The 20474-nt window shown below is 66.8% G+C and carries 20 protein-coding genes; 5 read left to right on the top strand and 15 right to left on the bottom strand.

The features are described from left to right. Positions 1-21 precede the first annotated feature (21 nt). Genes sppA through rluC form a run of 3 tightly spaced genes read right to left on the bottom strand, consistent with a single transcriptional unit; the run spans position 22 to position 2612 of the window. A complete protein-coding gene (gene sppA, locus NF616_RS02940; protein WP_252271543.1) occupies positions 22-981 on the bottom strand; it encodes a signal peptide peptidase SppA in 960 nt (319 codons plus the stop codon). Continuing rightward, the gene (locus tag NF616_RS02935; protein WP_252271542.1) at positions 974-1666 is read right to left on the bottom strand and encodes an HAD-IA family hydrolase; all 693 of its coding nucleotides are present in this window, start codon (positions 1664-1666) and stop codon (positions 974-976) included. The genes sppA and NF616_RS02935 overlap by 8 nt, the downstream gene beginning before the upstream one ends. Beyond that, positions 1659-2612 (bottom strand): 23S rRNA pseudouridine(955/2504/2580) synthase RluC, encoded by a 954-nt coding sequence (gene rluC, locus NF616_RS02930; RefSeq protein WP_252271541.1) that lies wholly within the window; start codon positions 2610-2612, stop codon positions 1659-1661. Before rluC ends, NF616_RS02935 begins: the two co-directional genes overlap by 8 nt. Before the next feature lie 609 nt (positions 2613-3221). On the opposite strand from rluC, the gene rne reads away from it, so the two are divergent. Beyond that, positions 3222-6254 carry a ribonuclease E gene (gene rne, locus NF616_RS02925; RefSeq protein ID WP_252271540.1) on the top strand — a complete coding sequence of 1011 codons (3033 nt, stop codon included), beginning with the start codon at positions 3222-3224 and terminating at the stop codon, positions 6252-6254. Positions 6255-6339: 85 nt separating this feature from the next. Here rne and murB read toward each other — a convergent pair whose 3' ends face one another. The 8 genes from murB to NF616_RS02885 form a co-directional block, all read right to left on the bottom strand. Continuing rightward, positions 6340-7359 carry a UDP-N-acetylmuramate dehydrogenase gene (gene murB / locus NF616_RS02920; protein ID WP_252271539.1) on the bottom strand — a complete coding sequence of 340 codons (1020 nt, stop codon included), beginning with the start codon at positions 7357-7359 and terminating at the stop codon, positions 6340-6342. Continuing rightward, entirely contained in the window at positions 7356-7820 is a 465-nt protein-coding gene (locus NF616_RS02915) for a low molecular weight protein-tyrosine-phosphatase (RefSeq protein WP_252271538.1), read from the bottom strand. Before NF616_RS02915 ends, murB begins: the two co-directional genes overlap by 4 nt. Beyond that, entirely contained in the window at positions 7820-8581 is a 762-nt protein-coding gene (gene kdsB / locus NF616_RS02910; RefSeq protein WP_252271537.1) for a 3-deoxy-manno-octulosonate cytidylyltransferase, read from the bottom strand. Before kdsB ends, NF616_RS02915 begins: the two co-directional genes overlap by 1 nt. Next, positions 8582-8767, bottom strand: coding sequence for a Trm112 family protein (locus NF616_RS02905; RefSeq protein ID WP_252271536.1), 186 nt, complete (start codon positions 8765-8767; stop codon positions 8582-8584). A gap of 39 nt (positions 8768-8806) precedes the next feature. Then, positions 8807-9811, bottom strand: a complete 1005-nt coding sequence (gene lpxK / locus NF616_RS02900) for a tetraacyldisaccharide 4'-kinase (protein WP_252271535.1) — start codon at positions 9809-9811, stop codon at positions 8807-8809. Continuing rightward, positions 9808-10236, bottom strand: coding sequence for an ExbD/TolR family protein (locus tag NF616_RS02895; protein WP_252271534.1), 429 nt, complete (start codon positions 10234-10236; stop codon positions 9808-9810). Before NF616_RS02895 ends, lpxK begins: the two co-directional genes overlap by 4 nt. Beyond that, positions 10233-10910 (bottom strand): MotA/TolQ/ExbB proton channel family protein, encoded by a 678-nt coding sequence (locus tag NF616_RS02890; RefSeq protein ID WP_252271533.1) that lies wholly within the window; start codon positions 10908-10910, stop codon positions 10233-10235. Before NF616_RS02890 ends, NF616_RS02895 begins: the two co-directional genes overlap by 4 nt. A gap of 72 nt (positions 10911-10982) precedes the next feature. After that, the gene (locus NF616_RS02885; RefSeq protein WP_252271532.1) at positions 10983-13208 is read right to left on the bottom strand and encodes a DNA internalization-related competence protein ComEC/Rec2; all 2226 of its coding nucleotides are present in this window, start codon (positions 13206-13208) and stop codon (positions 10983-10985) included. A gap of 96 nt (positions 13209-13304) precedes the next feature. Here NF616_RS02885 and NF616_RS02880 point away from each other — a divergent pair, with 96 nt between their 5' ends. Next, positions 13305-13832 carry a DUF2062 domain-containing protein gene (locus NF616_RS02880; protein ID WP_252271531.1) on the top strand — a complete coding sequence of 176 codons (528 nt, stop codon included), beginning with the start codon at positions 13305-13307 and terminating at the stop codon, positions 13830-13832. Positions 13833-13899: 67 nt separating this feature from the next. Here NF616_RS02880 and NF616_RS02875 read toward each other — a convergent pair whose 3' ends face one another. The 3 genes from NF616_RS02875 to NF616_RS02865 are packed head-to-tail and all read right to left on the bottom strand — an operon-like array spanning position 13900 to position 17078. Further along, positions 13900-15144 (bottom strand): lipoprotein-releasing ABC transporter permease subunit, encoded by a 1245-nt coding sequence (locus NF616_RS02875; protein WP_252271530.1) that lies wholly within the window; start codon positions 15142-15144, stop codon positions 13900-13902. A gap of 1 nt (position 15145) precedes the next feature. Further along, positions 15146-15829: a lipoprotein-releasing ABC transporter ATP-binding protein LolD gene (lolD, locus tag NF616_RS02870; protein ID WP_252271529.1), complete on the bottom strand. Its 684-nt coding sequence runs from the start codon at positions 15827-15829 to the stop codon at positions 15146-15148. Continuing rightward, a complete protein-coding gene (locus tag NF616_RS02865) occupies positions 15822-17078 on the bottom strand; it encodes a lipoprotein-releasing ABC transporter permease subunit (protein ID WP_252271528.1) in 1257 nt (418 codons plus the stop codon). The genes lolD and NF616_RS02865 overlap by 8 nt, the downstream gene beginning before the upstream one ends. Before the next feature lie 95 nt (positions 17079-17173). On the opposite strand from NF616_RS02865, the gene NF616_RS02860 reads away from it, so the two are divergent. Genes NF616_RS02860 through NF616_RS02850 form a run of 3 tightly spaced genes read left to right on the top strand, consistent with a single transcriptional unit; the run spans position 17174 to position 18761 of the window. After that, positions 17174-17749 (top strand): PilZ domain-containing protein, encoded by a 576-nt coding sequence (locus NF616_RS02860; RefSeq protein WP_252271527.1) that lies wholly within the window; start codon positions 17174-17176, stop codon positions 17747-17749. Then, positions 17746-18045 (top strand): phosphodiesterase, encoded by a 300-nt coding sequence (locus tag NF616_RS02855; protein WP_252271526.1) that lies wholly within the window; start codon positions 17746-17748, stop codon positions 18043-18045. The genes NF616_RS02860 and NF616_RS02855 overlap by 4 nt, the downstream gene beginning before the upstream one ends. Next, complete coding sequence (locus NF616_RS02850; RefSeq protein WP_252271525.1) at positions 18042-18761, top strand: glycerophosphodiester phosphodiesterase; 720 nt, start codon at positions 18042-18044, stop codon at positions 18759-18761. Before NF616_RS02855 ends, NF616_RS02850 begins: the two co-directional genes overlap by 4 nt. A 309-nt stretch (positions 18762-19070) precedes the next feature. Here the strand turns inward: NF616_RS02850 and sthA are convergent, their stop codons facing one another. Continuing rightward, positions 19071-20465, bottom strand: coding sequence for a Si-specific NAD(P)(+) transhydrogenase (gene sthA, locus NF616_RS02845; RefSeq protein WP_252271524.1), 1395 nt, complete (start codon positions 20463-20465; stop codon positions 19071-19073). Positions 20466-20474: the final 9 nt, after the last annotated feature.

Here is a 20474-nt window from a genome sequence, read left to right as displayed (position 1 = left end):
ATATAAGGAAGCGTCCCGCTATCAGCGCAGGCTCGGCCCCTGGAAGCCCATCCACAGCGCCAGCCGCTCCGCCACGCTAGCGCCGAGCTTCTTGGTGAAGCGGTCGAACGGGCTCTCTTCACGGGTGAAGTCGACGATATCCCTGGCACCGATCACTTCGCGCGCCACGTAGCTGCTGCTACCCAGCGCATCCACCAGCCCCAGTTCAAGCGCCTGTTCGCCGGACCAGATCAGGCCGGAGAATAGCTCCGGATGCTGATCGACCTTCAGGCGCTCGCCGCGCCCCTTCTTCACGCTGTCGATGAATTGCTTGTGAGTGGTCTCCAGCACGCCCTGCCAGAAGCGGGTCTCCTCTTCTTTCGGCGGCTGGAAGGGATCGAGGAAGGCCTTGTGCTCGCCGGAGGTATAGACGCGACGGTCTACGCCGACCTTCTCCATCGCTCCGACGAAGCCGAAGGTGGCCGCGGTGACGCCGATGGAGCCCACCAGGCTGGCCTTGTCGGCGTATATCTGGTCGGCGGCGCTGGCGATGTAGTAGGCGCCCGACGCTCCCAGGTCGCTGATCACCGCGTAGACCTTGACGTCCGGATGCTCGCCGCGCAGGCGCTTGATCTCGTCATACACGTAACCGGACTGTACCGGGCTGCCGCCCGGACTGTTGATTCGCAGGACGACGCCCTTGGTCTTCTCGTCTTCGAAGGCCGCGCGTAGGCTGCTGACGATATTGTCGGCGCTGGCCTGCTCGTCGGCCATGATCATGCCGCGCACCTCGATCAGCGCCGTGTGGTGCTCCGCCGTCGAGGCGGTCTTGCCCAGCTTCAGCGACGGAGAGAACAGCGCCAGGGCGCCGAACAGGTAGATGAACGCCAACAGTTTGAAGAAGATGCCCCAGCGGCGAGCCCGGCGCTGCTCGATTACACTGGCCTGCAGCGTTCTTTCCAGCAGCTTCCAGGCCTTATCGTCCCTCACTTCATCAGACATATTCGCCAACCTCGACAGTGTTTGCGGACACGCGCCCTTCCAGCCAGGCGCGCAGCTCGGAGAATTCGTTGATTGCCAGACGCGGTCCGTGCAGACGGAGGCCGTCCAGCGGCTGCGCGCCGAAGCCCACGGCCACCGAGTCCACGTCGGCATTTTTGGCCATCATCAGGTCGAAGACAGAGTCGCCAACCATCAGTGCCCGCTCCGGCGCCACGGCGCACTGCCCCATGATCTCGCGCAGCATGAGCGGATCGGGCTTGCTGGCCGTCTCGTCCGCGCAACGGGTGACGTCGAAATAATCCAGCCAGCCATGCCCTTCCAGAACCCGATGCAGGCCGCGGCGACTCTTGCCGGTCGCCACAGCCAGGCGATAACCCTGCTCGCGAAACGCCGCCAGTGATTCCTCAACGCCAGGAAAAAAGGCCGAAGGCTCGCTCTCCAGAGTCATGTAGTGCTCGCCGTAGCCAATGCGGAAACGTTCGATAAGCGGCGTTTCCCGCAGTTCCGGATAGAGCGTCTGGATTGCCTCGGGCAGGCCGAGACCGATGATGCCCTTGATCGCCTCGTCGCTCAGCTGCGGCAGGCCGCAGGCCTCGGCGGCACGGTGCATGGACTCGACGATGCGGCCGATCGAGTCGACCAGCGTGCCGTCCCAGTCGAAGATCAGCAGTTGATAGTCAGGCACCGAGACGCTCCAGGGTCTGCTCCCACATGCTGTCTACCTCCGCTTCCAACTCAAGAGACTGACCATCCGGCAGCTGGATCTTCAGCTGATAGGCGTGCAAGAACAGACGCTTGCCGCCCAGCTCACGAATCTCGCGGGTAAAGTCCTCGTCGCCGTATTTGGGATCGCCGGCGATGGAGTGCCCGGCGTGCTTGGCATGCACGCGGATCTGATGGGTACGCCCGGTGATCGGACTGGCCTCGACCAGAGTGGCGAACTCACCGAAGCGGCGCAGCACACGGAATTCGGTGAGCGCCTCCTTGCCTTCGGGATTGACCTCGACCATGCGTTCGCCCGAGCGCAGGTTGTTCTTCAACAGAGGCGCCGCGACCTTCTTCTTCGAGGTCGGCCAACTGCCGCGCACCAGCGCCATGTAGCGCTTGTCCACGCCGTCGCCGCGCAGCGCCTCGTGCAGGTGGCGCAGCATGCTGCGCTTCTTGGCGATCATCAGCAGGCCCGAGGTGTCGCGATCGAGGCGATGTACCAGCTCGATATCCTTGGCATCCGGGCGCAGCTGACGGAAAGCTTCGATCACCCCGTAATTCAGACCACTACCACCATGCACGGCGATGCCGGCCGGCTTGTTCAGCACGATCAACGCCTTGTCCTCGTAGACGATGGCCGCCTCCAGCCGCTCCAGTAAGCTCTGCGCCAGCGGCGCCGGCTCGTCACGCTCGGCCAGGCGCAGCGGCGGCACCCGCACGACATCACCGGCCTGCAGCTTGTATTCGGGCTTGATCCGTCCCTTGTTCACCCGCACCTCGCCCTTGCGCAGAATGCGGTAGATGAGCGTCTTCGGCACGCCCTTGAGCTGGGTACGGAGGAAATTGTCGATGCGCTGGCCGGCGAGCTCAGGCGCGACCTCGAGCAGCTGAACGCCGGAGGTCGGGGAGGCAGGAGTAGTCATCGGCGGATCATAACAATTTTTCATGCAATTGAAGCACTTAATCATTGCTGCTATAGTCGCGAACGCCGCCAAAAGCGGCCCGGTCAGCGGATGATCGACAATCCTGCCATCCCTGCCGAGCGCAACCCTTTCAGGACGTAAGGCCGTCCGACGGGAATCTCGCCGCACAGAGCGCGACGAATCCCGGAAACAAAGCCTTGAGCCACGAGCCTGTCATCGATGCGCCACGCGCAGAAGTCGCGAGCAGGCTCGACAGACGCGCAGACCTCCCGAAGAGATCTGCGATTAATGCAAACCCGCTGCGGATTCAGCGAGCGGCACCCGATTTCAGCGATACGTGTAGGGTGGAGATGCACAACCGTCGGACAGCGTAGCTTCAAGCATTACAGACGCTTCACCATCGTCCGCACCGACCGGTTGATTCCTCCCCTGACTGAGTGCTTCTGTCACCACAGCAAACAGGAGCGTAGTCGCGGCCCAGGCCCCGTTGGCCAGAGCCGCTGGACACTGGAGTGATTTACGACCACTCCCGAGCGCACCCTGACACCGACCGTGAGAGTCGTGTGTGCCAAACGCCGTTTCCGGCAGCCCGGAAACCATTGGTACAACATGAAAAGAATGCTGATCAACGCAACTCAGCCCGAAGAGTTGCGTGTCGCCCTGGTAGACGGCCAGAAGCTCTACGACCTGGACATCGAGTCCGGCGCCCGCGAGCAGAAGAAGGCCAACATCTACAAGGGCCGCATCACCCGCGTCGAGCCCAGCCTCGAAGCGGCGTTCGTCGATTTCGGTGCCGAGCGCCATGGCTTCCTGCCGCTGAAGGAAATCTCCCGCGAATACTTCTCCAAGGCCCCCGAAGGCGGCCGCGTCAACATCAAGGAAGTATTGAAGGAAGGCCAGGAAGTCATCGTCCAGGTCGAGAAGGAAGAGCGTGGCAACAAGGGCGCCGCCCTGACCACCTTCATCAGCCTCGCCGGCCGTTACCTGGTCCTGATGCCGAACAACCCACGCGCCGGTGGCATTTCCCGCCGCATCGAAGGCGAAGAGCGCAACGAACTGCGTGAAGCGCTGAACGGCCTCAACGCCCCGGGCGACATGGGCCTGATCGTGCGCACCGCCGGCCTCGGTCGCTCCAGCGAAGAGCTGCAGCTCGACCTGGACTACCTGATCCAGCTGTGGACCGCCATCAAGGAAGCCTCCCAGGGTCGTGCCGCACCGTTCCTGATCTACCAGGAATCCAACGTCATCATCCGCGCCATCCGCGACTACCTGCGCCAGGACATCGGCGAAGTACTGGTGGACAGCGTCGAGGCCCAGGAAGAAGCCTTGGCCTTCATCCAGCAGGTCATGCCGCAGTACGCCAGCAAGATCAAGCTGTACGAAGACAGCGTGCCGCTGTTCAACCGCTTCCAGATCGAGAGCCAGATCGAGACCGCCTTTCAGCGCGAAGTGAAGCTACCGTCCGGCGGCTCCATCGTGATCGACCCGACCGAAGCCTTGGTGTCCATCGACATCAACTCGGCGCGTGCGACCAAAGGCGGCGACATCGAAGAAACCGCCCTGCAGACCAACCTGGAAGCGGCCGAAGAGATCGCCCGCCAGCTGCGCCTGCGCGACATCGGCGGCCTGATCGTCATCGACTTCATCGACATGACCCCGGCCAAGAACCAGCGCGCCGTGGAAGAAAAAGTCCGCGAAGCCCTGGAAGCCGACCGCGCCCGCGTCCAGGTCGGCCGCATCTCGCGCTTCGGCCTGCTGGAAATGTCCCGTCAGCGCCTGCGTCCGTCGCTCGGCGAGACCAGCGGCATCGTCTGCCCGCGCTGCAACGGCCAGGGCATCATCCGCGACGTCGAGTCCCTGTCGCTGGCCATCCTGCGCCTGATCGAGGAAGAGGCCCTGAAGGACCGCACCGCCGAGGTTCGCGCCCAGGTGCCGATCCCGGTTGCCGCCTTCCTGCTCAACGAGAAGCGCAACAGCATCACCAAGATCGAGCTGCGCACCCGTGCGCGCATCGTGATCCTGCCGAACGACCACCTGGAAACCCCGCACTTCGAAGTCCAGCGCCTGCGCGACGACAGCCCGGAAGTGATGAGCGGCCAGTCCAGCTACGAAATGGCCGCTGCGGAAGTCGAAGACGCCCAGCCGGTCAGCGCCACCCGCACCCTGGTTCGCCAGGAAGCCGCGCTGAAGACCACCCCGCCGCGCCCGGCCGCACCGACCCCGGCCGCCCCGCTGGCGCCGGTCGCGCCGACCCCGCAGCCGAGCCTGTTCAAGGGCCTGGTCAAGGGACTGGTCAGCCTGTTCGCCGGCAAGGAAGAAGAACCGCAGCCGACTGCCGAAGCCAAGCCCGCCGAGCGCAAGCCGCGTGGCGACGAGCGCCGCAACGGTCGCCAGCAGAATCGTCGCGACGGCCGTGGCCGTGATCGTAGCGAGCGTGGTGAACGCAACGAGCGCAGTGACCGTGGCGAGCGCGAGGAGCGCAAGCCGCGTGAAGAGCGTCAGCCGCGCGAAGCTCGCGAAGAACGCCAGCCCCGCGAGGAGCGCCAGGAGCGTCAACCACGCGAGCCCCGCGAGCCGCGCGGTGAAGGCCAGGAAAACCGTCGTGAGCGCAGTGAGCGCCAGCCGCGCGAAGGTCGCGAAGAGCGCCGCCGCGAACTGCGCGAACCGCTGGATGCCGGCAATGCCGAAGCCCAGGAGCAACGTGCAGAGCGCAAGCCGCGCGAGGAGCGTCAGCCGCGCCCGCCGCGTGAAGAGCGCCAGCCGCGTCCCGAGCAACTGAGCGCCGAGGCCGCCGAAGAGGAAGTGCTGGAGAACGCCGAGCAGCTGGAAGACGGTCAGGACGCCGACGAGGGCGGTGATCGTCCGCGCCGCCGCTCCCGTGGCCAGCGTCGCCGCAGCAACCGCCGCGAGCGTCTGCGCGATGCCGATGGCAACCCCATCGTCGAGGAAGGCGAAGAGGCCGCAGCCGAAGGCACCGAAGGCGCTACCACAACGTCTGCCGAAGGCGCTGCCGTGGCCGCCGCCGCTGCCGTGACCTTCGTCGCCGAGCAGGCCCTGGCCGAAACCGAGCAGTCTCCGGTCGCCGAGCAACCGCAGCAGGCTGAAGCCAGCGTCGCGGCCGAAGAACGGGCGCAGCAGCCCGAAGTTCGCGTCATGGCCGAAGAGCCCGCGCCGGTCGTCGCCAACGAGCCGGTAACCGTGGAAACCGCGCCGGTCGACACCGCGGCGGTCGTCACCGCGCCGGCCGAACCGGCCGTTGCGGAGCCTGCCGTCGAAGCTCCGGCCGCGCCGGTGGTGGAAGAGGCTCCGGCAACCGCGCCGGCCCAGGCCAGTGGCGGTCGCGCACCGAACGATCCGCGTGAAGTGCGTCGTCGCCAGCAGGAGGCCGCCCGCCTCGCCGCTGCAGCCGAGGCTGCACCGAAGGTCGAGGCCGTTGAGCCCGTGGCCGAGCCGGCTGCCGCCCCGATGGAGAGCGTCGTCGAGACCGTCGAAGAGCCGGTAGCGGAGGCCCCCGAGGCCATCCTGGAGATTCCCCAGGTAACCCAGAGCGAGCCGAGTGACGAGACCGTCGCGGAGCAGCAGGCCGAAGCCGGCACCGAGGCCGCCCCGGCGACCGAGGACGAGACCAAGCCGCAGCACTGATTCAGCGGCGCATAAAAAAGGGGATGCTTCGGCATCCCCTTTTTCGTTTCGGCCCGTACGGTAACGAGACCGGCACGAACAGCCCTCAGATCACGTTGGGCTCTATCTCCAGCGCCACACCGAAGCGCCGCTCGATATCCGCCTGGATGCGCCGCGCCAGGGCCAGCAGTTCGCTGCCGGTTGCCGCGCCATGGTTGACCAGCACCAGTGCCTGCAGACGATGCACGCCGGCGTCACCCTCGCGAAAGTCCTTCCACCCTGCCCGCTCGATCAGCCAGCCGGCGGCCAGCTTGGCCAATCCCTCGCCGGCCGGATAGCTGACCAGATCGGCGTGCTCGGCACGGATACGCTCGGCCAGCTCGATCGGCACCACCGGATTCTTGAAGAAGCTGCCGGCATTGCCCAGCTCGGCCGGGTCGGGCAACTTCTCGCTGCGGATGGCGCAGATGGCGCGGCTCACGTCGCGGGCGGTCGGCGTCTCGATGCCCTCCTGCTGCAAGCGCTGGCGCACCGGACCGTAGTCCAGGCGCAGCGTCGCCTTGCGGCTCAGGGCGAAACGTACCCGCAGGATCAGCCAGCGCCCCGGCTGCTGCTTGAACAGACTGTCGCGGTACGCGAATGCGCATTCCTCCAGGCCGAACTCGCGCAGCTCGCCGCTCTGGCGATCCAGCGCAGTAAGCCCGGCGAATACATCGCTGATCTCGACGCCGTAGGCACCGATGTTCTGCATCGGCGCGGCGCCGACGGTACCCGGAATCAGGCTGAGGTTCTCCAGGCCGGAAAGACCCTGCTCCAGGCTCCAGAGCACGAACGGATGCCAGGGCTCGCCGGCCTCCGCCTCCACCAGCACTCGCTCGCCATCGTCTTCGAAGATGCGCAGCCCGCGACTGGCCATGCGCAGCACCAGAGCCTCCACGTCGCCGGTCAGCAGCAGGTTGCTGCCGCCACCGACCGGAAGCAGCGGCAGGCCAAGGCGCTCGGCCTCGGCCAGCGCCTCGCGTACCTCGTCGTCGCTACGCGCCTCGGCGAACAGCCGGGCCTTCACTTCCACGCCGAAGGTGTTGAAGGGTTTCAGGGAAACCGACTCGTGCAGGTGCAGGCTCACAGGCGCCCCCGGATCTCGGCGAGCAGCGCATCACTGGCCTGCTCGATCAGGTCCAGCACCTGCTCGAAGCCATCGGCGCCGCCGTAATAGGGATCGGGCACCTCGTCCAGCGCCAGCTGGTAGCGACGCAGGAACAGATCCAGATCGGCACCGCCGCTGCCGGGCCGCAGCCCCTGCAGGCGGGCCAGATTGTCGTGGTCCATGGCCAGGATCAGGTCGAAGCGCTGGAAATCCTCGCGCTGCACCTGGCGTGCGCGCAGGCTCGACAGGTCATAGCCGCGGCTCAGCGCCGCCTGGCTGGAACGGCCGTCGGGCGCCTTGCCAACGTGCCAGTCGCCAGTACCGGCGGAGTCCACCGTCACCCGCTCGTGCAGGCCGGCGCCCCGCAGGCGATGGCGAAACACGCCCTCGGCCGTGGGCGAGCGGCAGATGTTGCCCATGCAGACGAACAGGACGCGCATCAGGCCCCCAGCAGGCGACGCACCCGCTCCAGGTCTTCCGGGGTGTCGACGCCAGCGGCCGGCGCCTCCAAAGCATCGGCGACATGGATGCGCACGCCATGCCACAGGGCGCGCAGCTGCTCCAGACACTCGGTGTCTTCCAGCCAGCATGGGCCCCAGGCGACGAAGTCGTGGAGAAAGCCGGCGCGGTAGGCATAGATGCCGATATGCCGACGGTACGGCACGCCTTCCGGCAGCACGTCGCGACTCTTGGCAAAGGCATCGCGGGCCCAGGCCAGCGGCGCGCGACTGAAAGTCAGGGCCAGGCCTGACTTGTCGGCCACCACCTTGACCACGTTGGGGTTGAACAGCGCAGCAACGTCATCGATCGGCTCGGCCAGCGTGGCGATGCCGGCCTGCGGATTGGCGGCCAGGTTGGCGGCCACCTGATCGATGATGCTCGGCGGGATCAGCGGCTCGTCGCCCTGCACGTTGACCACGATGGCGTCGTTGGCCAGGCCCAGCTGGGTGGCAACTTCGGCCAGGCGGTCGGTGCCGGAGTTGTGGTCGACGCGGGTCATCAGCACCTCGGCGCCGAAGCCCTGGCAGGCCTCGAGGATGCGCGCGTCATCGGTGGCCACCACCACGCGGGCGGCCCCGCTCTGCTTCGCCTGTGCCCAGACGTGCTGGACCATGGGCTTGCCGGCGATGTCCTGCAGCGGTTTGCCGGGCAGGCGGCTGGAGGCGTAGCGGGCGGGGATCACGACGGTGAAAACGGTCATTTACTTGTCCAGGCGCTCATCGACGGTCAGGGTGCGAGCTTCGCTCTCCAGCATCACCGGGATGCCGTCGCGGATCGGGTACGCCAGGCCGGCGCCCTTGCTGATCAGCTCGGTCTTGTCCTCGGAAAGCTGCAGCGGGCCCTTGCACACCGGGCAGGCCAGGATGTCGAGCAGTTTGGGATCCATGGGGAGTCCTCGAAGAGGTGGGAATACGGGACGCGAAGCTCAGCGCTTCGCGGTCAGCAGGCTGTCCAGCTTGGCGTCCAGCCAGGTGGCGAACGCCGACGACGGCTGCGCATCGACGGCCAGGTACCACCAGTCGGCGGCAGCGAAGGCCCGGCATTTCACCGCGTCCTTCTCGGTCATCACCAGCGGCAGTTCGGGACTGAATTGCAGCGCCTCGGGGCTGAAGCTGGCGTGGTCGGCGAAGGGATGCGCGATCGGCCGCCAGTTTAGCGCTTCGAGGGTGTTGAAGAAACGCTGCGGGTTGCCGATGCCGGCGACCGCGTGGACCTGCTGGCCCGGCGGGAAATGCCCCAGCCCGACCCGCTCGCCGCTGCGCAGGTTGACCAGCGAGCTCGGGCGCAACTGCAGGGCGTATCCGCCCTTGCCGTCCTCGCTGGCGCCGTTGCGCAGCACCGCATCCACCTCGGCCAGGCGCTCGGCCGGTTCACGCAGGGGGCCGGCTGGCAGACAGCGGCCATTGCCCAGGCCACGCGCCGCATCCACCAGCACCAGCTCGATGTCGCGGGCCAGGCGGTAATGCTGCAGGCCGTCGTCGCAGAGGATCAGATCCAGTTCCTCCTGCTCCACCAGCGCCTGCACGGCGCGGGTGCGCCGCGGATCGATCATCATCGGCACGCCGCTGCGCTGGACGATCAGCAGTGGCTCGTCGCCGGCATCGCTGGCCGGATCATCCGCTCGCACGCGCCAGGGCAGCTGCGGCGGCGTGGCGCCATAGCCGCGACTGACCACGCCGACGCGCAGGCCTCGCGCGCGGCAATGCTCGATCAACCAGAGAATCATGGGGGTCTTGCCGGTCCCGCCGACCGTGACGTTGCCGACCACCAGCACCGGCACCGGGGCGCGGTAGATGTCGCCCTCGCCGGCGAGAAACGCGCGGCGCCTGCCCTGCACCACCCGCCGGTACAGCCACTCCAGCGGGCGCAGCAGGATCAGGGCCGGATGGCCGTGGTACCAGGCGGCGGTGAGCCGGTCGGCGAGGCTCAAGGCTTGGCCTCGGCCTCGACGGTGGTGATGCGCAGATGGGAAAAGCCCAGCTTGCCGGCGGCGTCCATCGCGGTAATCACCGCCTGGTGCGGGGTCTTGGCGTCGGCGCTGATGGCCAGCGGCAGGCTGTTGTCACCGCCGGATTCCTTGCCCAGGGCAGCCATCAGGCCTTCCAGGTCGCTCTTGAGCAACGGCTGGCCGTTCAGCGAGTAGCTGCCCTCGGGGCTGATCAGCACTTCCAGCTGCTTCAGCGCGGTGTCTTCCGGCGGCGTGCCGCTGGCAGCCTCGGGCAGGTCGACCTTGAGCTGGGTCTCGCGGGTGAAGGTGGTGGTGACCACGAAGAACAGCAGCAGGATGAATACCACGTCGATCAGCGACGCCAGGTTGATCTCGACGTTCTCCCGCGGTTTGCGCCGGAACTTCACGCCTTCTTGCCCTCTTTGCGGGTGTCCTTGGCGGTGGCAACCGGCGCGGCGCCGTTGCCCATGTCGACGTCACGGTCGCCCTGTACCACTTCCACCAGCTTGATCGCCTCCTGTTCCATGCCGACCACCAGTTCGTCGACGCGACGCTGCAGGAAGCGGTGGAAGAACAGCGCCGGGATGGCCACGAACAGGCCGGCGGCGGTGGTGATCAGGGCCTTGGCGATACCGCCGGCGAGCACCGCGGCGTTGGCCATGTTGGAACCCATGAAGGCGCTGAAGATGTCGATCATGCCCAGCACGGTGCCGAGCAGGCCGAGCAGCGGCGCCACGCCGGCGATGGTGCCGAGGGCGTTGAGGTAGCGCTCCAGCTCATGGATGACGCGGGCGGCGGCCTCTTCGATGCACTCCTTCATGATCTCGCGACCATGCTTGGAGTTGGCCAGGCCCGCGGCGAGCACCTGCCCCAGCGGGGAGTTGGCGCGCAGCTCCTTGAGCTTGTCGTTGGTGAGCTTCTTTTCCTTGATCCACAGCCATACCTGGCCCAGCAGATGGGGCGGCGCGATACGGCTGGCGCGCAGGGTCCAGAGGCGTTCGGCAATGATGCCGGCAGCGGCGATGGAACACAGAATGATCGGCAGCATCATCCAGCCGCCAGATTTGACCAGCTCCCACACGGTATCGATTCCCCCTCCGAAAAGTGGCGCCACTCTAGCATAGGGTCGCGCCGACGCAGACCATCCCGGTTCTCATTTTTCCCGCCAGAAACGCGGGCGCTCGCGCCAGGTGGAAACGCCTTCGCCAGAGCCCAGCAGCAGGCGGATGGCGCCGTGCTCGGCGCTGTCGTACAGCTCGATATCGCGTTCCCGATAACGCGCCACGACTCCCGGGTGCGGATGACCGAAGGGGTTGTGCCAGCCGCGCGAGATCAAGGCGCCCCGCGGCGCCACGGCGTCGAGGAAGGTGGCACTCGAGGAACTGCGACTGCCGTGGTGCGGCACCTGCAACCAGTCCGAGCGCAGGGCTCGGCCCAGGTCGATCAGCGCCTGCTCGGCGCGCTGGTCGATGTCGCCGGTCAGCAGTAGGCTCTCGCCCTCCGCCTCCACCTTGAGCACGCAGGAGGCCTGGTTGCCCTCTTGGGCCGCCGACCAGCGCCAGGTGCGGAAGCGTACGCCGTCCCATTGCCATTCGCCGCCATCGACGCAGGACTCTGCGCGCAATGCGGTCGGCAGCTGGCTGGCCTCGCCACTCAGCACACGGCCCATGCCCATGCCGCGGGCCACCGCCTCGGCGCCGCCGGCATGGTCGCTGTCGGCGTGGCTGAGCAGCATCAGATCGAGCCGACCGACGCCGAGCTGGCGCAGAGAAGGCAGCACGACCCGCTCACCCAGGTCGAAGTCGCCGAAGCGCGGGCCCGCGTCGTACAGCAGCGCATGCTCGCGGGTGCGTACCAGCACCGCCAGGCCCTGACCGACATCCAGCTGCCAGATCTCCGCCTGGCCCTCCGGAATTCGCTCACGAGGCGGCAGGAAGAATGCCAGCAACATGGCCAACCCCAGCGCGCGTCCCGGCAGCCCCGCCGGAGCCAGGCACAGCAGCGCGCCCAGGCTGCCCAACAGCCAGCACCAGAGCGGCAGTGACGTGGGCAGCCAGGCCGGCAACGCACCGGCCAGCCAGGCGAGCGCCTGGAATAACAGCTCCAACAGACCACCGGCGAGCCACAGCAATGCCTCGCCCAGCCAGGGCAGCGGCAACAGCAGCGTGCCGAGCAATGCCAGCGGCACCACCAGCAGGCTGACCCAAGGCACGGCGAACAGGTTGGCCAGCGGACCGCTCAGGCTGAGCGGCAGGCCCAGGGCGAAGAACAGCGGCAGCAGGCCGAGCGCCAGGGTCCACTGGGCGCGCCACCAGATGCGCCACCAGGACCAGGCGCCGAGCCGCCCGCCGAACACCCAGGCGAGCACCGCCACCGCGCCGAAGGACAGCCAGAAGCCCGCCTGCAGGCTGGCCAACGGCTCGACCAGCAGCACCAGGATGAACGCCAGCAACAGCGGAAACCACAAGCCGAGATGGCGAAAGCGCAGGCGCCACAGCAACACCAGCGCGACCATCACGCAGGCACGGCGCACCGGCACCTCGAAGCCGGCCAGCAACCCGTAGCCCAGCGCGCCGGCGAAGGCCAGGCCACAGGCCCAGGGCAACCAGGGCAGCGCGCGCGGCCACAGGCCGAGCCGGGCCAGGCCGGCGACCAGGCCGTAGAGCAGCGCGGCCAGCAGCGCCACGTGCTGGCCGGAGATCACCAGCAGGTGCACGGTGCCGGTGTCCTGCAGCACCCGCCAATCGGCGCGGCTGAGGCCGGAGTCATCGCCCAGCACCAGGGCGGCCAGGCCGCCGGCACGACCATGGGCGTCCACCTCGAGCAGACGCTGGCGCAAGCCGTCGCGCCAGGCGCTAGGCCCCGAGGCTGGCACCAATCGCTCACCCGCCTTCACCGTGCCGGTGGCACCGATGCGCTGGGCCAGCAACCAGGCCTCGTAGTCGAAGCCCTGCGGATTGACCAGGCCGCGCGGGCGCTTGAGCTTGACCGCCAGGCGCCAGCGCTCGCCGGCCAATAATGGCGGACCGTCGTACCAGGACAGGCGCAGTCGCGCGGGCAAGCGGTGTTCACGGGCGCTCGCCTGCTCCAGCTGGAAACGCACGACACCTCCGCCGGCCTCGGGCAGGCCGCTGACCCGCCCTTCCAGCCACAGGGTGCGACCATCGAGAGGCGTCGGCAGCCAGTCGTCCAGTGCGGACTGGGCGCTGTGGCAGGCCCAGGCGAAACCGAGCAGGAACAACGCGGCGGGGTAGCTGCGCCAGGGCAGCAGCATCAGCGCCACCGGCAGCAATGCCAGCAGCAGCCAGGTCGGCGGCAGTGCCGGCAGGAACGGCAGGCAGGCCAGGCCTGCAGCCAGCGCGAGCATCCCTGAGCGCATCGTTTCCCCATCCTGGGTTATCGGTTGTCACAATGCGGCCAAGCCCGCCTGCGACCATCGGTGCATAATAGCCGCTCGTGTCTTGCGAGACTGCTCATGCCCCGTCGTCTGTTCAAACGCTACATGCCCAATCCCGAGATGATCCGGGAGCACAAGTCCCTGCGTTTTCTCGGCACCCTGCTGCACGACCCCAATCTCTGGCACCTGAACCGCCACTCGGTGGCGCGCGCGATGGCGGCCGGGCTGTTCGCCGCCTTCATTCCGGCGCCGATGCAGATGCTGCTCGCCGCCTGCCTGGCGATTCCGATCCGCGCCAATCTGCCGATCTCGGTAGGCCTGGTGTGGCTGACCAACCCCTTCACCATGCCGCCGATCTTCTACTGCACCTACAAGATGGGCAGCTGGCTGCTCGGCATCCCGTCCATGGAACTGCCGGACGAGCTGACCTGGGAATGGATCAGCGGCGAGTTGGCCATCGTCTGGAAGCCGTTCCTGCTGGGCTCGGTCGTGACCGGCACGCTGCTCGCCGCGCTGGCCTACGGCACCACCATGCTCTACTGGCGCTGGTGGGTGGCACACAGCTGGCGCAAACGCGCCGAGCGTCGCCGCCAGGCCGTCGAATAGCCGGCACGCCGAAGCGAAAAGAAAACGCCGCGATGATCGCGGCGTTTTTTCTTTTCGGCTCCCAGCCTCACTCGTAGCGCAGCGCCTCGGCCGGCTGCGTGCGCGACGCCCGCCAGGACGGGTACAGCGTGGCGAGAAAGCTCATCAGCAACGCGGCGCCACAGATCACCAGCACATCCAGGCCACGCAGGTCGGATGGCAGGCTGCTGATAAAGTACACGTCCGAGCTGAAGATATGCATCCCCGAGGCCCGCTCCAGCCAGGCCACCCAGCCGCTGATGTTGAGCGCGACGGTCACGCCCAGCACGCCGCCGATCAGGGTGCCGATGCAGCCGATCACCGTGCCCTGGACCATGAAGGTGGCCATGATCTGCCCTGGCGTCGCGCCCAGAGTACGCAGAATGGCGATGTCGGCACGCTTGTCCGCCACCACCATGATCAGCGTGGCGATGATGTTGAAGGCGGCCACTGCGATGATCAGCAGCAGCAGCAGGCCGATCATGGTCTTCTCCATCTGCATGGCGCTGAACAGGCTGCCCTGGGTCTCCTTCCACGACACTGCCTTGTAGCCATCGCCGAGCCGCGCGGCGATGGCGGCGGACACCTGCGGCGCCTGGTAAAGGTCCTTCAGCGCGATGCGCACGCTCTGCACCTGCCCCTCTTTCATGCGCTGGATGCCGGAGGCATCGGCGATGTGGATCAGCGCCAGGCTGCCGTCCAGTTCGGCGCCAACCTTGAACACGCCGACCACGGAAAGACGCAGCATGCGCGGGGTGATACCGCCGGCGGCGTTGCTCAGCTCGGGCACGATCAGGGTCAGCTTGTCGCCGAGCCCGAGGCGAAAGCGCCGCGCGGTGATGTCGCCGATCACCACGCCGAACTCCCCGGCCTTGAGGTCGTCGAGGCGGCCCTGGACCATGTGCCGACCAATGATCGAGACCTTCTGCTCCTCGGCCGGGTCGATGCCGTTGATCTGCACCGGCTGCATGTTGCCTTTGTAGGAGAACATGCCCTCCAGCTCGGCGAACGGCGCCGCGCCGGTGACCTGCCTGTGCTCCATCGCGGCGGCGGCCACCGCCTGCCAGTCGTCCAGCGGCTGCGCGGCGGACAGGGTGGCGTGAGGCACCATGCCGAGGATGCGCGAGCTCATTTCCTTCTGGAAGCCGTTCATCACTGACAGCACCACGATCATGGCCAGCACGCCGAGGCCCAGGCCGATCATCGAGGTCAGGGAGATGAAGGAGATGTAGTGGTTGCGCCGCTTGGCCCGGGTGTAGCGGGTGCCGACGAAGACACTGATAGGTCTGAACATGTCAGGCGGCCACCAGTTTGCCGTCTTCCAAGCGCAACACGCGGTCCATCTGGCCGGCCAGCTGCGGATCGTGTGTCACCACCAGGAAGGCGGTACGCGAGTCGCGGCTGAGCTCGCGCATTAGCTCCTGGATGCCATGGCCGGTGTGCTGGTCGAGGTTGCCGGTGGGCTCGTCGAGCAACACCAGCGCGGGGTTGTTGACCAGCGCACGGGCGATGGCCACGCGCTGGCGCTCACCACCGGACAACTCGGCCGGCTTGTGCGACAGGCGATGGCCGAGGCCGACCCGCTCCAGCAGCGCGGTGGCACGCTGGCGCGCCTCGGGGATCGGCGTCTTGCCGATCAGCAGCGGCATGCACACGTTCTCCAGCGCGGTGAATTCCGGCAGCAGATGATGGAACTGGTAGACGAAGCCCAGCGCGCGGTTGCGCAACAGGCCGCGGGCCTTCTCGTTGAGCGCCGAAAGCTCCTCGCCGGCCAGCCAGACGCTGCCCTTGCTCGGCGTATCGAGGCCGCCGAGCATGTTCAGCAGCGTGCTCTTGCCCGAGCCGGACGTACCGACGACGGCCACGCGCTCGCCGGGCAGCAGCTCCAGCTCGACGTTGGACAGCACCTCGACCGTCTGCGGGCCTTCCTCGTAACTCTTGCCCAGGTTGCGGCAACTCAGGACGGACGTGTCACTCATAACGCAAAGCCTCCGCTGGCTGGGTGCGCGCCGCACGCCAGGCCGGGTAAAGGGTGGCGAGAAAACTCAGAACCAGGGCGGCGCCGCAGACCAGCGCAACGTCGGTGCCCTGTACCTGCGACGGCAGGTAATCGATGAAGTACACCTCGGCATTGAGGAACTGGATGCCGAGCAGATTCTCCAGGCCCTTGATCGCGGCGCTGACGTTGAGCGCGGCGAGCACGCCGAGCACGCCGCCGACCAGGGTGCCGACCACGCCGATCACCGTCCCCTGCACCATGAAGGTCAGCATGATCTGCCGCGGCGTGGCGCCGAGGGTGCGCAGGATGGCGATGTCGGCCTTCTTGTCGGTCACCACCATCACCAGGGTGGAGATGATGTTGAACGCGGCCACCGCGACGATCAGCAACAGCAGCAGGCCGATCATGGTCTTCTCCATGCGGATGGCCTGGTACAGGTTGCCGTGGGTGCGGGTCCAGTCGCGGGCGTAGAACTCCTGGTCGCGCAGCAGGCCGGCCAGCTCCCAGGCCACCTGCGGCGCCTGGAACAGGTCGTGCAGTTTCAGGCGGATGCCCTGCACCTCGCCCGGTTTCAGGCGCAGCACGCGGCCGGCATCCTGCACGTGGGTCATCACCACGTGGCCGTCGATCTCGCCGGCACCGACGTGGAAGATGCCGACCACGGTGAAGCGCTTCATGCGCGGGAACATCCCGGCCGGCGTCACCGAGACCTCGGGCGCGACGAACGTGACCTTGTCACCGATCTTCAGGCCGAGCTTCTTCGCCGCCAGGTCGCCGACGACGATGCCGAACTTGCCGGCCTCGAGCGCGTCCAGGGAGCCCTGCTGGTCGAGGAAGTAGTCGCCGATGATCGACACCTTGCCCTCCTCGGCCGGGTCGATGGCGTTGACCAGCACCTTCTGCACCTGGCCGTTGTTGGTCAGCAGGCCCTGCATCTGGGTGAAGGGGGCGATGGCCGCCACCTGCGGATGACGCAGCAGGCCTTGGCCGATGGTGCGCCAATCCTCGATGGGTGTGGCGCTGTCGAGCGTGGCGTGCGGCACCATGCCTAGAACGCGATCGCGCATCTCGCGGTCGAAACCGTTCATCACCGACAAAACGACGATCATCACCAGCACGCCGAGGGCGAGACCGATGATCGAAGTGAGGGAGATGAAGGAGACGAACAAGCTGCGGCGTCGGGCCCGCGTGTAACGCACGCCGATGAAAAACGGCAGGGGTCTGAACATGAATGAGGTTCGCTGGCGGAAGGGAGAAACGTCCTTGTGGCGGGGCCTGGCGCGCGGCTTTACACTCAGACCACCACTGCTGCCATGGGTTCGCCATGTCGAATCAAGACGTCGATGATCGCCGCGAATACTACCGTATCGAGGATACGATCGCACTGGATTTCAGCCTGCTCGCCGGAGCCGAGGCGCAGGCCAGTGACCCGCTTCACGACAGCTCGCCGCTGTTCAACCTGCTCAGCGATCTGCACCTGCTGGATTTCGAGTCGCAGCATCTGCTGCGCCACATCAGCGAGCGCGATCGCACCCTGGCCAATTACCTCAAGGTGATGAACAAGCGCATCGACCTGATCGGCCAGGCCATGGCGCAGAGCCTGCTGCGCGAGATCGGCACGCCGCGCCAGGTGTCGCTTTCCGAGGGCGGCGTGAGCTTCCAGCACGGCCAGGCCGTGGCCACCGGCAGCCACCTGGCGATCAAGATGGTGCTGATGCCGCAGGCCCTCGGGTTGCTGCTGCGGGCTCAGGTCGTGCATTGCCAGGCGCGCGACGATGGCCGCTTCGAAATCGGTACCGAATTCGAGGCACTGACGGACGCCCAGCGTCAGCTCCTGGCCCGCCACATCCTGCAGAAGCAGGCCCTGGAACGACGCATCGCCAAGGAGCAAGAACGATGAGACTGGTGTTTTCCCTGCTCGCCGCCCTGTGGCTGGCGACGCCGGCGCTGGCCGAGACCCTCGAGATTCCCGTTGGCCAGCAAGGGGCCGATATCGCCGGACTGCCCACGCTGGGCGAGTCCAAGCGCTCGGTGCTGGAGCGCTTCGGCCTGGCCGACGAGGAACACCCGCCGGTGGGCCAGCCACCGATCACCCGCTGGGACTACCGCACCTTCAGCGTCTATTTCGAATACGACCATGTGGTGAACAGCGTGCTGCATCACCAGCCCCGCTATCCCATCGAGGAACAACAGTGACCCTTATTTACGGCCACCGCGGCGCCAAGGGCGAAGCACCGGAAAACACCCTCGCCAGCTTCCAGCGCTGCCTCGAACATGGCGTTACCCGTTGCGAGCTGGACCTGCACCTGTCGCGCGACGGCGAGCTGATGGTGATTCACGACCCGACCCTCAAGCGCACCACCGGCCGCCGTGGCAAGGTGGTGGAGCACGACGCGGAGGAGCTCACGGCGCTCGACGCACGCCTGGGCGGCCCCGGCTGGAAGACGCCCTGCCCCATCCCCACGCTGGAAACCCTGTTCGAGCAGTGCCCCTTCGAGCACTGGCAGCTGGAGGTCAAAAGCGCCTCGCGAGTGCGGGCGGCGCGTACCGTGCTGGCCATCCAGGCCCTGGCCGAACGCTTCGGCATCAAGGACAAGGTCACCGTCACCAGCAGCTCGCGCGAGGTTTTGCGCGCGCTGCGCCGGCTCACTCCGGAACTGTCGCGTGGACTGGTAGCCGAGTACAACTGGCTGGACCCGCTCAAGGTCGCCGCTCACCACGAGTGCTCGATGCTCGCGCTGAACTGGACCCTGTGCACGCCGGAGCGGCTGCTCAAGGCGCAGAAATCCGGCTTCCACGTCTCCGTATGGACGGTCAATGACCCGGCCCTGATGCGCCGCCTGGCAGACTTCGGCGTAGACAGCATCATCACCGACTTCCCCGGTGTGGCGGTGGATACGCTAAAGCGGTAGCCCTCAGCTCCGCCCCCGGATTGCATCCGGGCTACGGGCTGCATCCGGGCTACGGGCTACTCGGATATTCCCTTTCCCATTCCTGGGAGAGGGTCAGAGAGAGGGAATGTCAGCACCTCGGCACCGCCCGATACACCCTCGCCCGGCCTCCTCGCTCTCGGGAAAGAGGCATGAAAAAACCGGCCCAAGGGCCGGTTTTTCGTTGCAGCGTCGCGCCTGGTCAGAAGCTCTCCCGGTTTGGCCAGCGCCAGCTGCGGGAGTCGTCGAGGGGGTCGCCCCCGACCGGTTCAGGCCACCGGTCGGAGCCGCTCAAAAAAGCCGGTTGAGACCGTCGAACGCCGCCACCCGGTAGGCCTCGGCCATGGTCGGGTAGTTGAAGGTGGTATTGACGAAGTACTTGATCGAGTTCGCCTCCCCCTTCTGGTTCATGATCGCCTGGCCGATGTGCACAATCTCCGAGGCCTGATAGCCGAAGCAATGCACGCCGAGGATCTCCAGGGTTTCGCGGTGGAATAGGATCTTCAGCATGCCCACCGGCTCGTGGGAAATCTGCGCCCGGGCCATGCCCTTGAAGAACGCCTTGCCGACCTCGTAGGGGATCTTGGCCTGGGTCAGCTCCCGCTCGTTCTTGCCGATCGAGCTGATCTCCGGAATGGTGTAGATGCCGGTCGGCACGTCGTCGACGAAGCGCCAGCTGTCGTTCTCCACCGCACTGCCCGCGGCCGAACGGCCCTGGTCGTAGGCGGCGCTGGCCAGGCTCGGCCAGCCGATCACGTCGCCGGCGGCGAAGACGTTGCTGACCTGGGTACGGTACTGCTGGTCGACCTCGATCTGGCCGCGGCTGTTGACCTTGATGCCGATGTTCTCCAGGCCCAGCTTGTCGGTGTTGCCGGTACGGCCGTTGCACCACAGCAGGCAGTCGGCCTTGATCTTCTTGCCCGACTTGAGGTGCAGGATCACACCGTTCTCCAGACCCTCGATGCGCTCGTACTCCTCGTGGTGACGGATCAGCACGTTGTTGGTGCGCAGGTGGTAACTGAGCGCGTCGGAGATCTCGTCGTCGAGGAAGCTGAGCAGCTGGTCGCGGTTGTCGATCAGGTCGACCAGCACGCCGAGGCCACTGAAGATCGAGGCGTACTCGGAGCCGATCACGCCGGCGCCGTAGATGATAATGCGGCGCGGGGTGTGGGTCAGGCTGAGGATGGTGTCGCTGTCGTAGATGCGCGGGTGATGGAAATCCACGTCCGCCGGGCGATAGGGGCGCGAGCCGGTGGCGATGACGATCTGCTTGGCCACCAGTTTCTCGACGACGCCGCTGGTGCACACCACTTCCACGGTCTGCTCGTCGGCAAAGCTGGCGGTGCCGAAGAACACGTCGATGCGGTTACGCGCGTAGTAGCTGGTGCGCGAGGCGACCTGCTTGGAGATCACCCGCTCGGCGCTCTTCAGCACGTCGGGGAAGGAGAACCAGCGCGGCTCGCCGATCTGGCGGAACAGCGGGTTGGTGTTGTACTGCATGATCTGCCGCACCGAGTGGCGCAGCGCCTTGGACGGGATGGTGCCGAGATGGGTGCAGTTGCCGCCCACCAGCGGGCGGTTGTCGACCACCGCCACCTTGCGTCCGGCCTTGGCCGCGTTCATCGCCGCGCCCTCGCCCGCCGGACCGGAACCCAGCACCACCACGTCGTAGTTGTAGACCGCCATGCTTACTCC

The organism is Pseudomonas subflava, assembly GCF_023823685.1.
Classification (GTDB): Bacteria; Pseudomonadota; Gammaproteobacteria; order Pseudomonadales; family Pseudomonadaceae; genus Aquipseudomonas; species Aquipseudomonas subflava.
The sequence above is the reverse complement of the archived record's forward strand: the minus strand, read 5'-3'. Positions and strand labels throughout refer to the sequence as shown.

Bases quoted from the DNA above. Each gene is read 5' to 3' on its own strand.
- sthA (WP_252271524.1), bottom strand. From the start codon at position 20,465: ATGGCGGTCTACAACTACGACGTGGTGGTGCTGGGTTCCGGTCCGGCG.
- lolD (WP_252271529.1), bottom strand. From the start codon at position 15,829: ATGAGTGACACGTCCGTCCTGAGTTGCCGCAACCTGGGCAAGAGTTAC.
- NF616_RS02860 (WP_252271527.1), top strand. From the start codon at position 17,174: ATGTCGAATCAAGACGTCGATGATCGCCGCGAATACTACCGTATCGAG.
- sppA (WP_252271543.1), bottom strand. From the start codon at position 981: ATGTCTGATGAAGTGAGGGACGATAAGGCCTGGAAGCTGCTGGAAAGA.
- NF616_RS02865 (WP_252271528.1), bottom strand. From the start codon at position 17,078: ATGTTCAGACCCCTGCCGTTTTTCATCGGCGTGCGTTACACGCGGGCC.
- NF616_RS02880 (WP_252271531.1), top strand. From the start codon at position 13,305: ATGCCCCGTCGTCTGTTCAAACGCTACATGCCCAATCCCGAGATGATC.
- NF616_RS02915 (WP_252271538.1), bottom strand. From the start codon at position 7,820: ATGCGCGTCCTGTTCGTCTGCATGGGCAACATCTGCCGCTCGCCCACG.
- NF616_RS02875 (WP_252271530.1), bottom strand. From the start codon at position 15,144: ATGTTCAGACCTATCAGTGTCTTCGTCGGCACCCGCTACACCCGGGCC.
- rne (WP_252271540.1), top strand. From the start codon at position 3,222: ATGAAAAGAATGCTGATCAACGCAACTCAGCCCGAAGAGTTGCGTGTC.
- NF616_RS02855 (WP_252271526.1), top strand. From the start codon at position 17,746: ATGAGACTGGTGTTTTCCCTGCTCGCCGCCCTGTGGCTGGCGACGCCG.
- rluC (WP_252271541.1), bottom strand. From the start codon at position 2,612: ATGACTACTCCTGCCTCCCCGACCTCCGGCGTTCAGCTGCTCGAGGTC.
- kdsB (WP_252271537.1), bottom strand. From the start codon at position 8,581: ATGACCGTTTTCACCGTCGTGATCCCCGCCCGCTACGCCTCCAGCCGC.
- NF616_RS02885 (WP_252271532.1), bottom strand. From the start codon at position 13,208: ATGCGCTCAGGGATGCTCGCGCTGGCTGCAGGCCTGGCCTGCCTGCCG.
- NF616_RS02905 (WP_252271536.1), bottom strand. From the start codon at position 8,767: ATGGATCCCAAACTGCTCGACATCCTGGCCTGCCCGGTGTGCAAGGGC.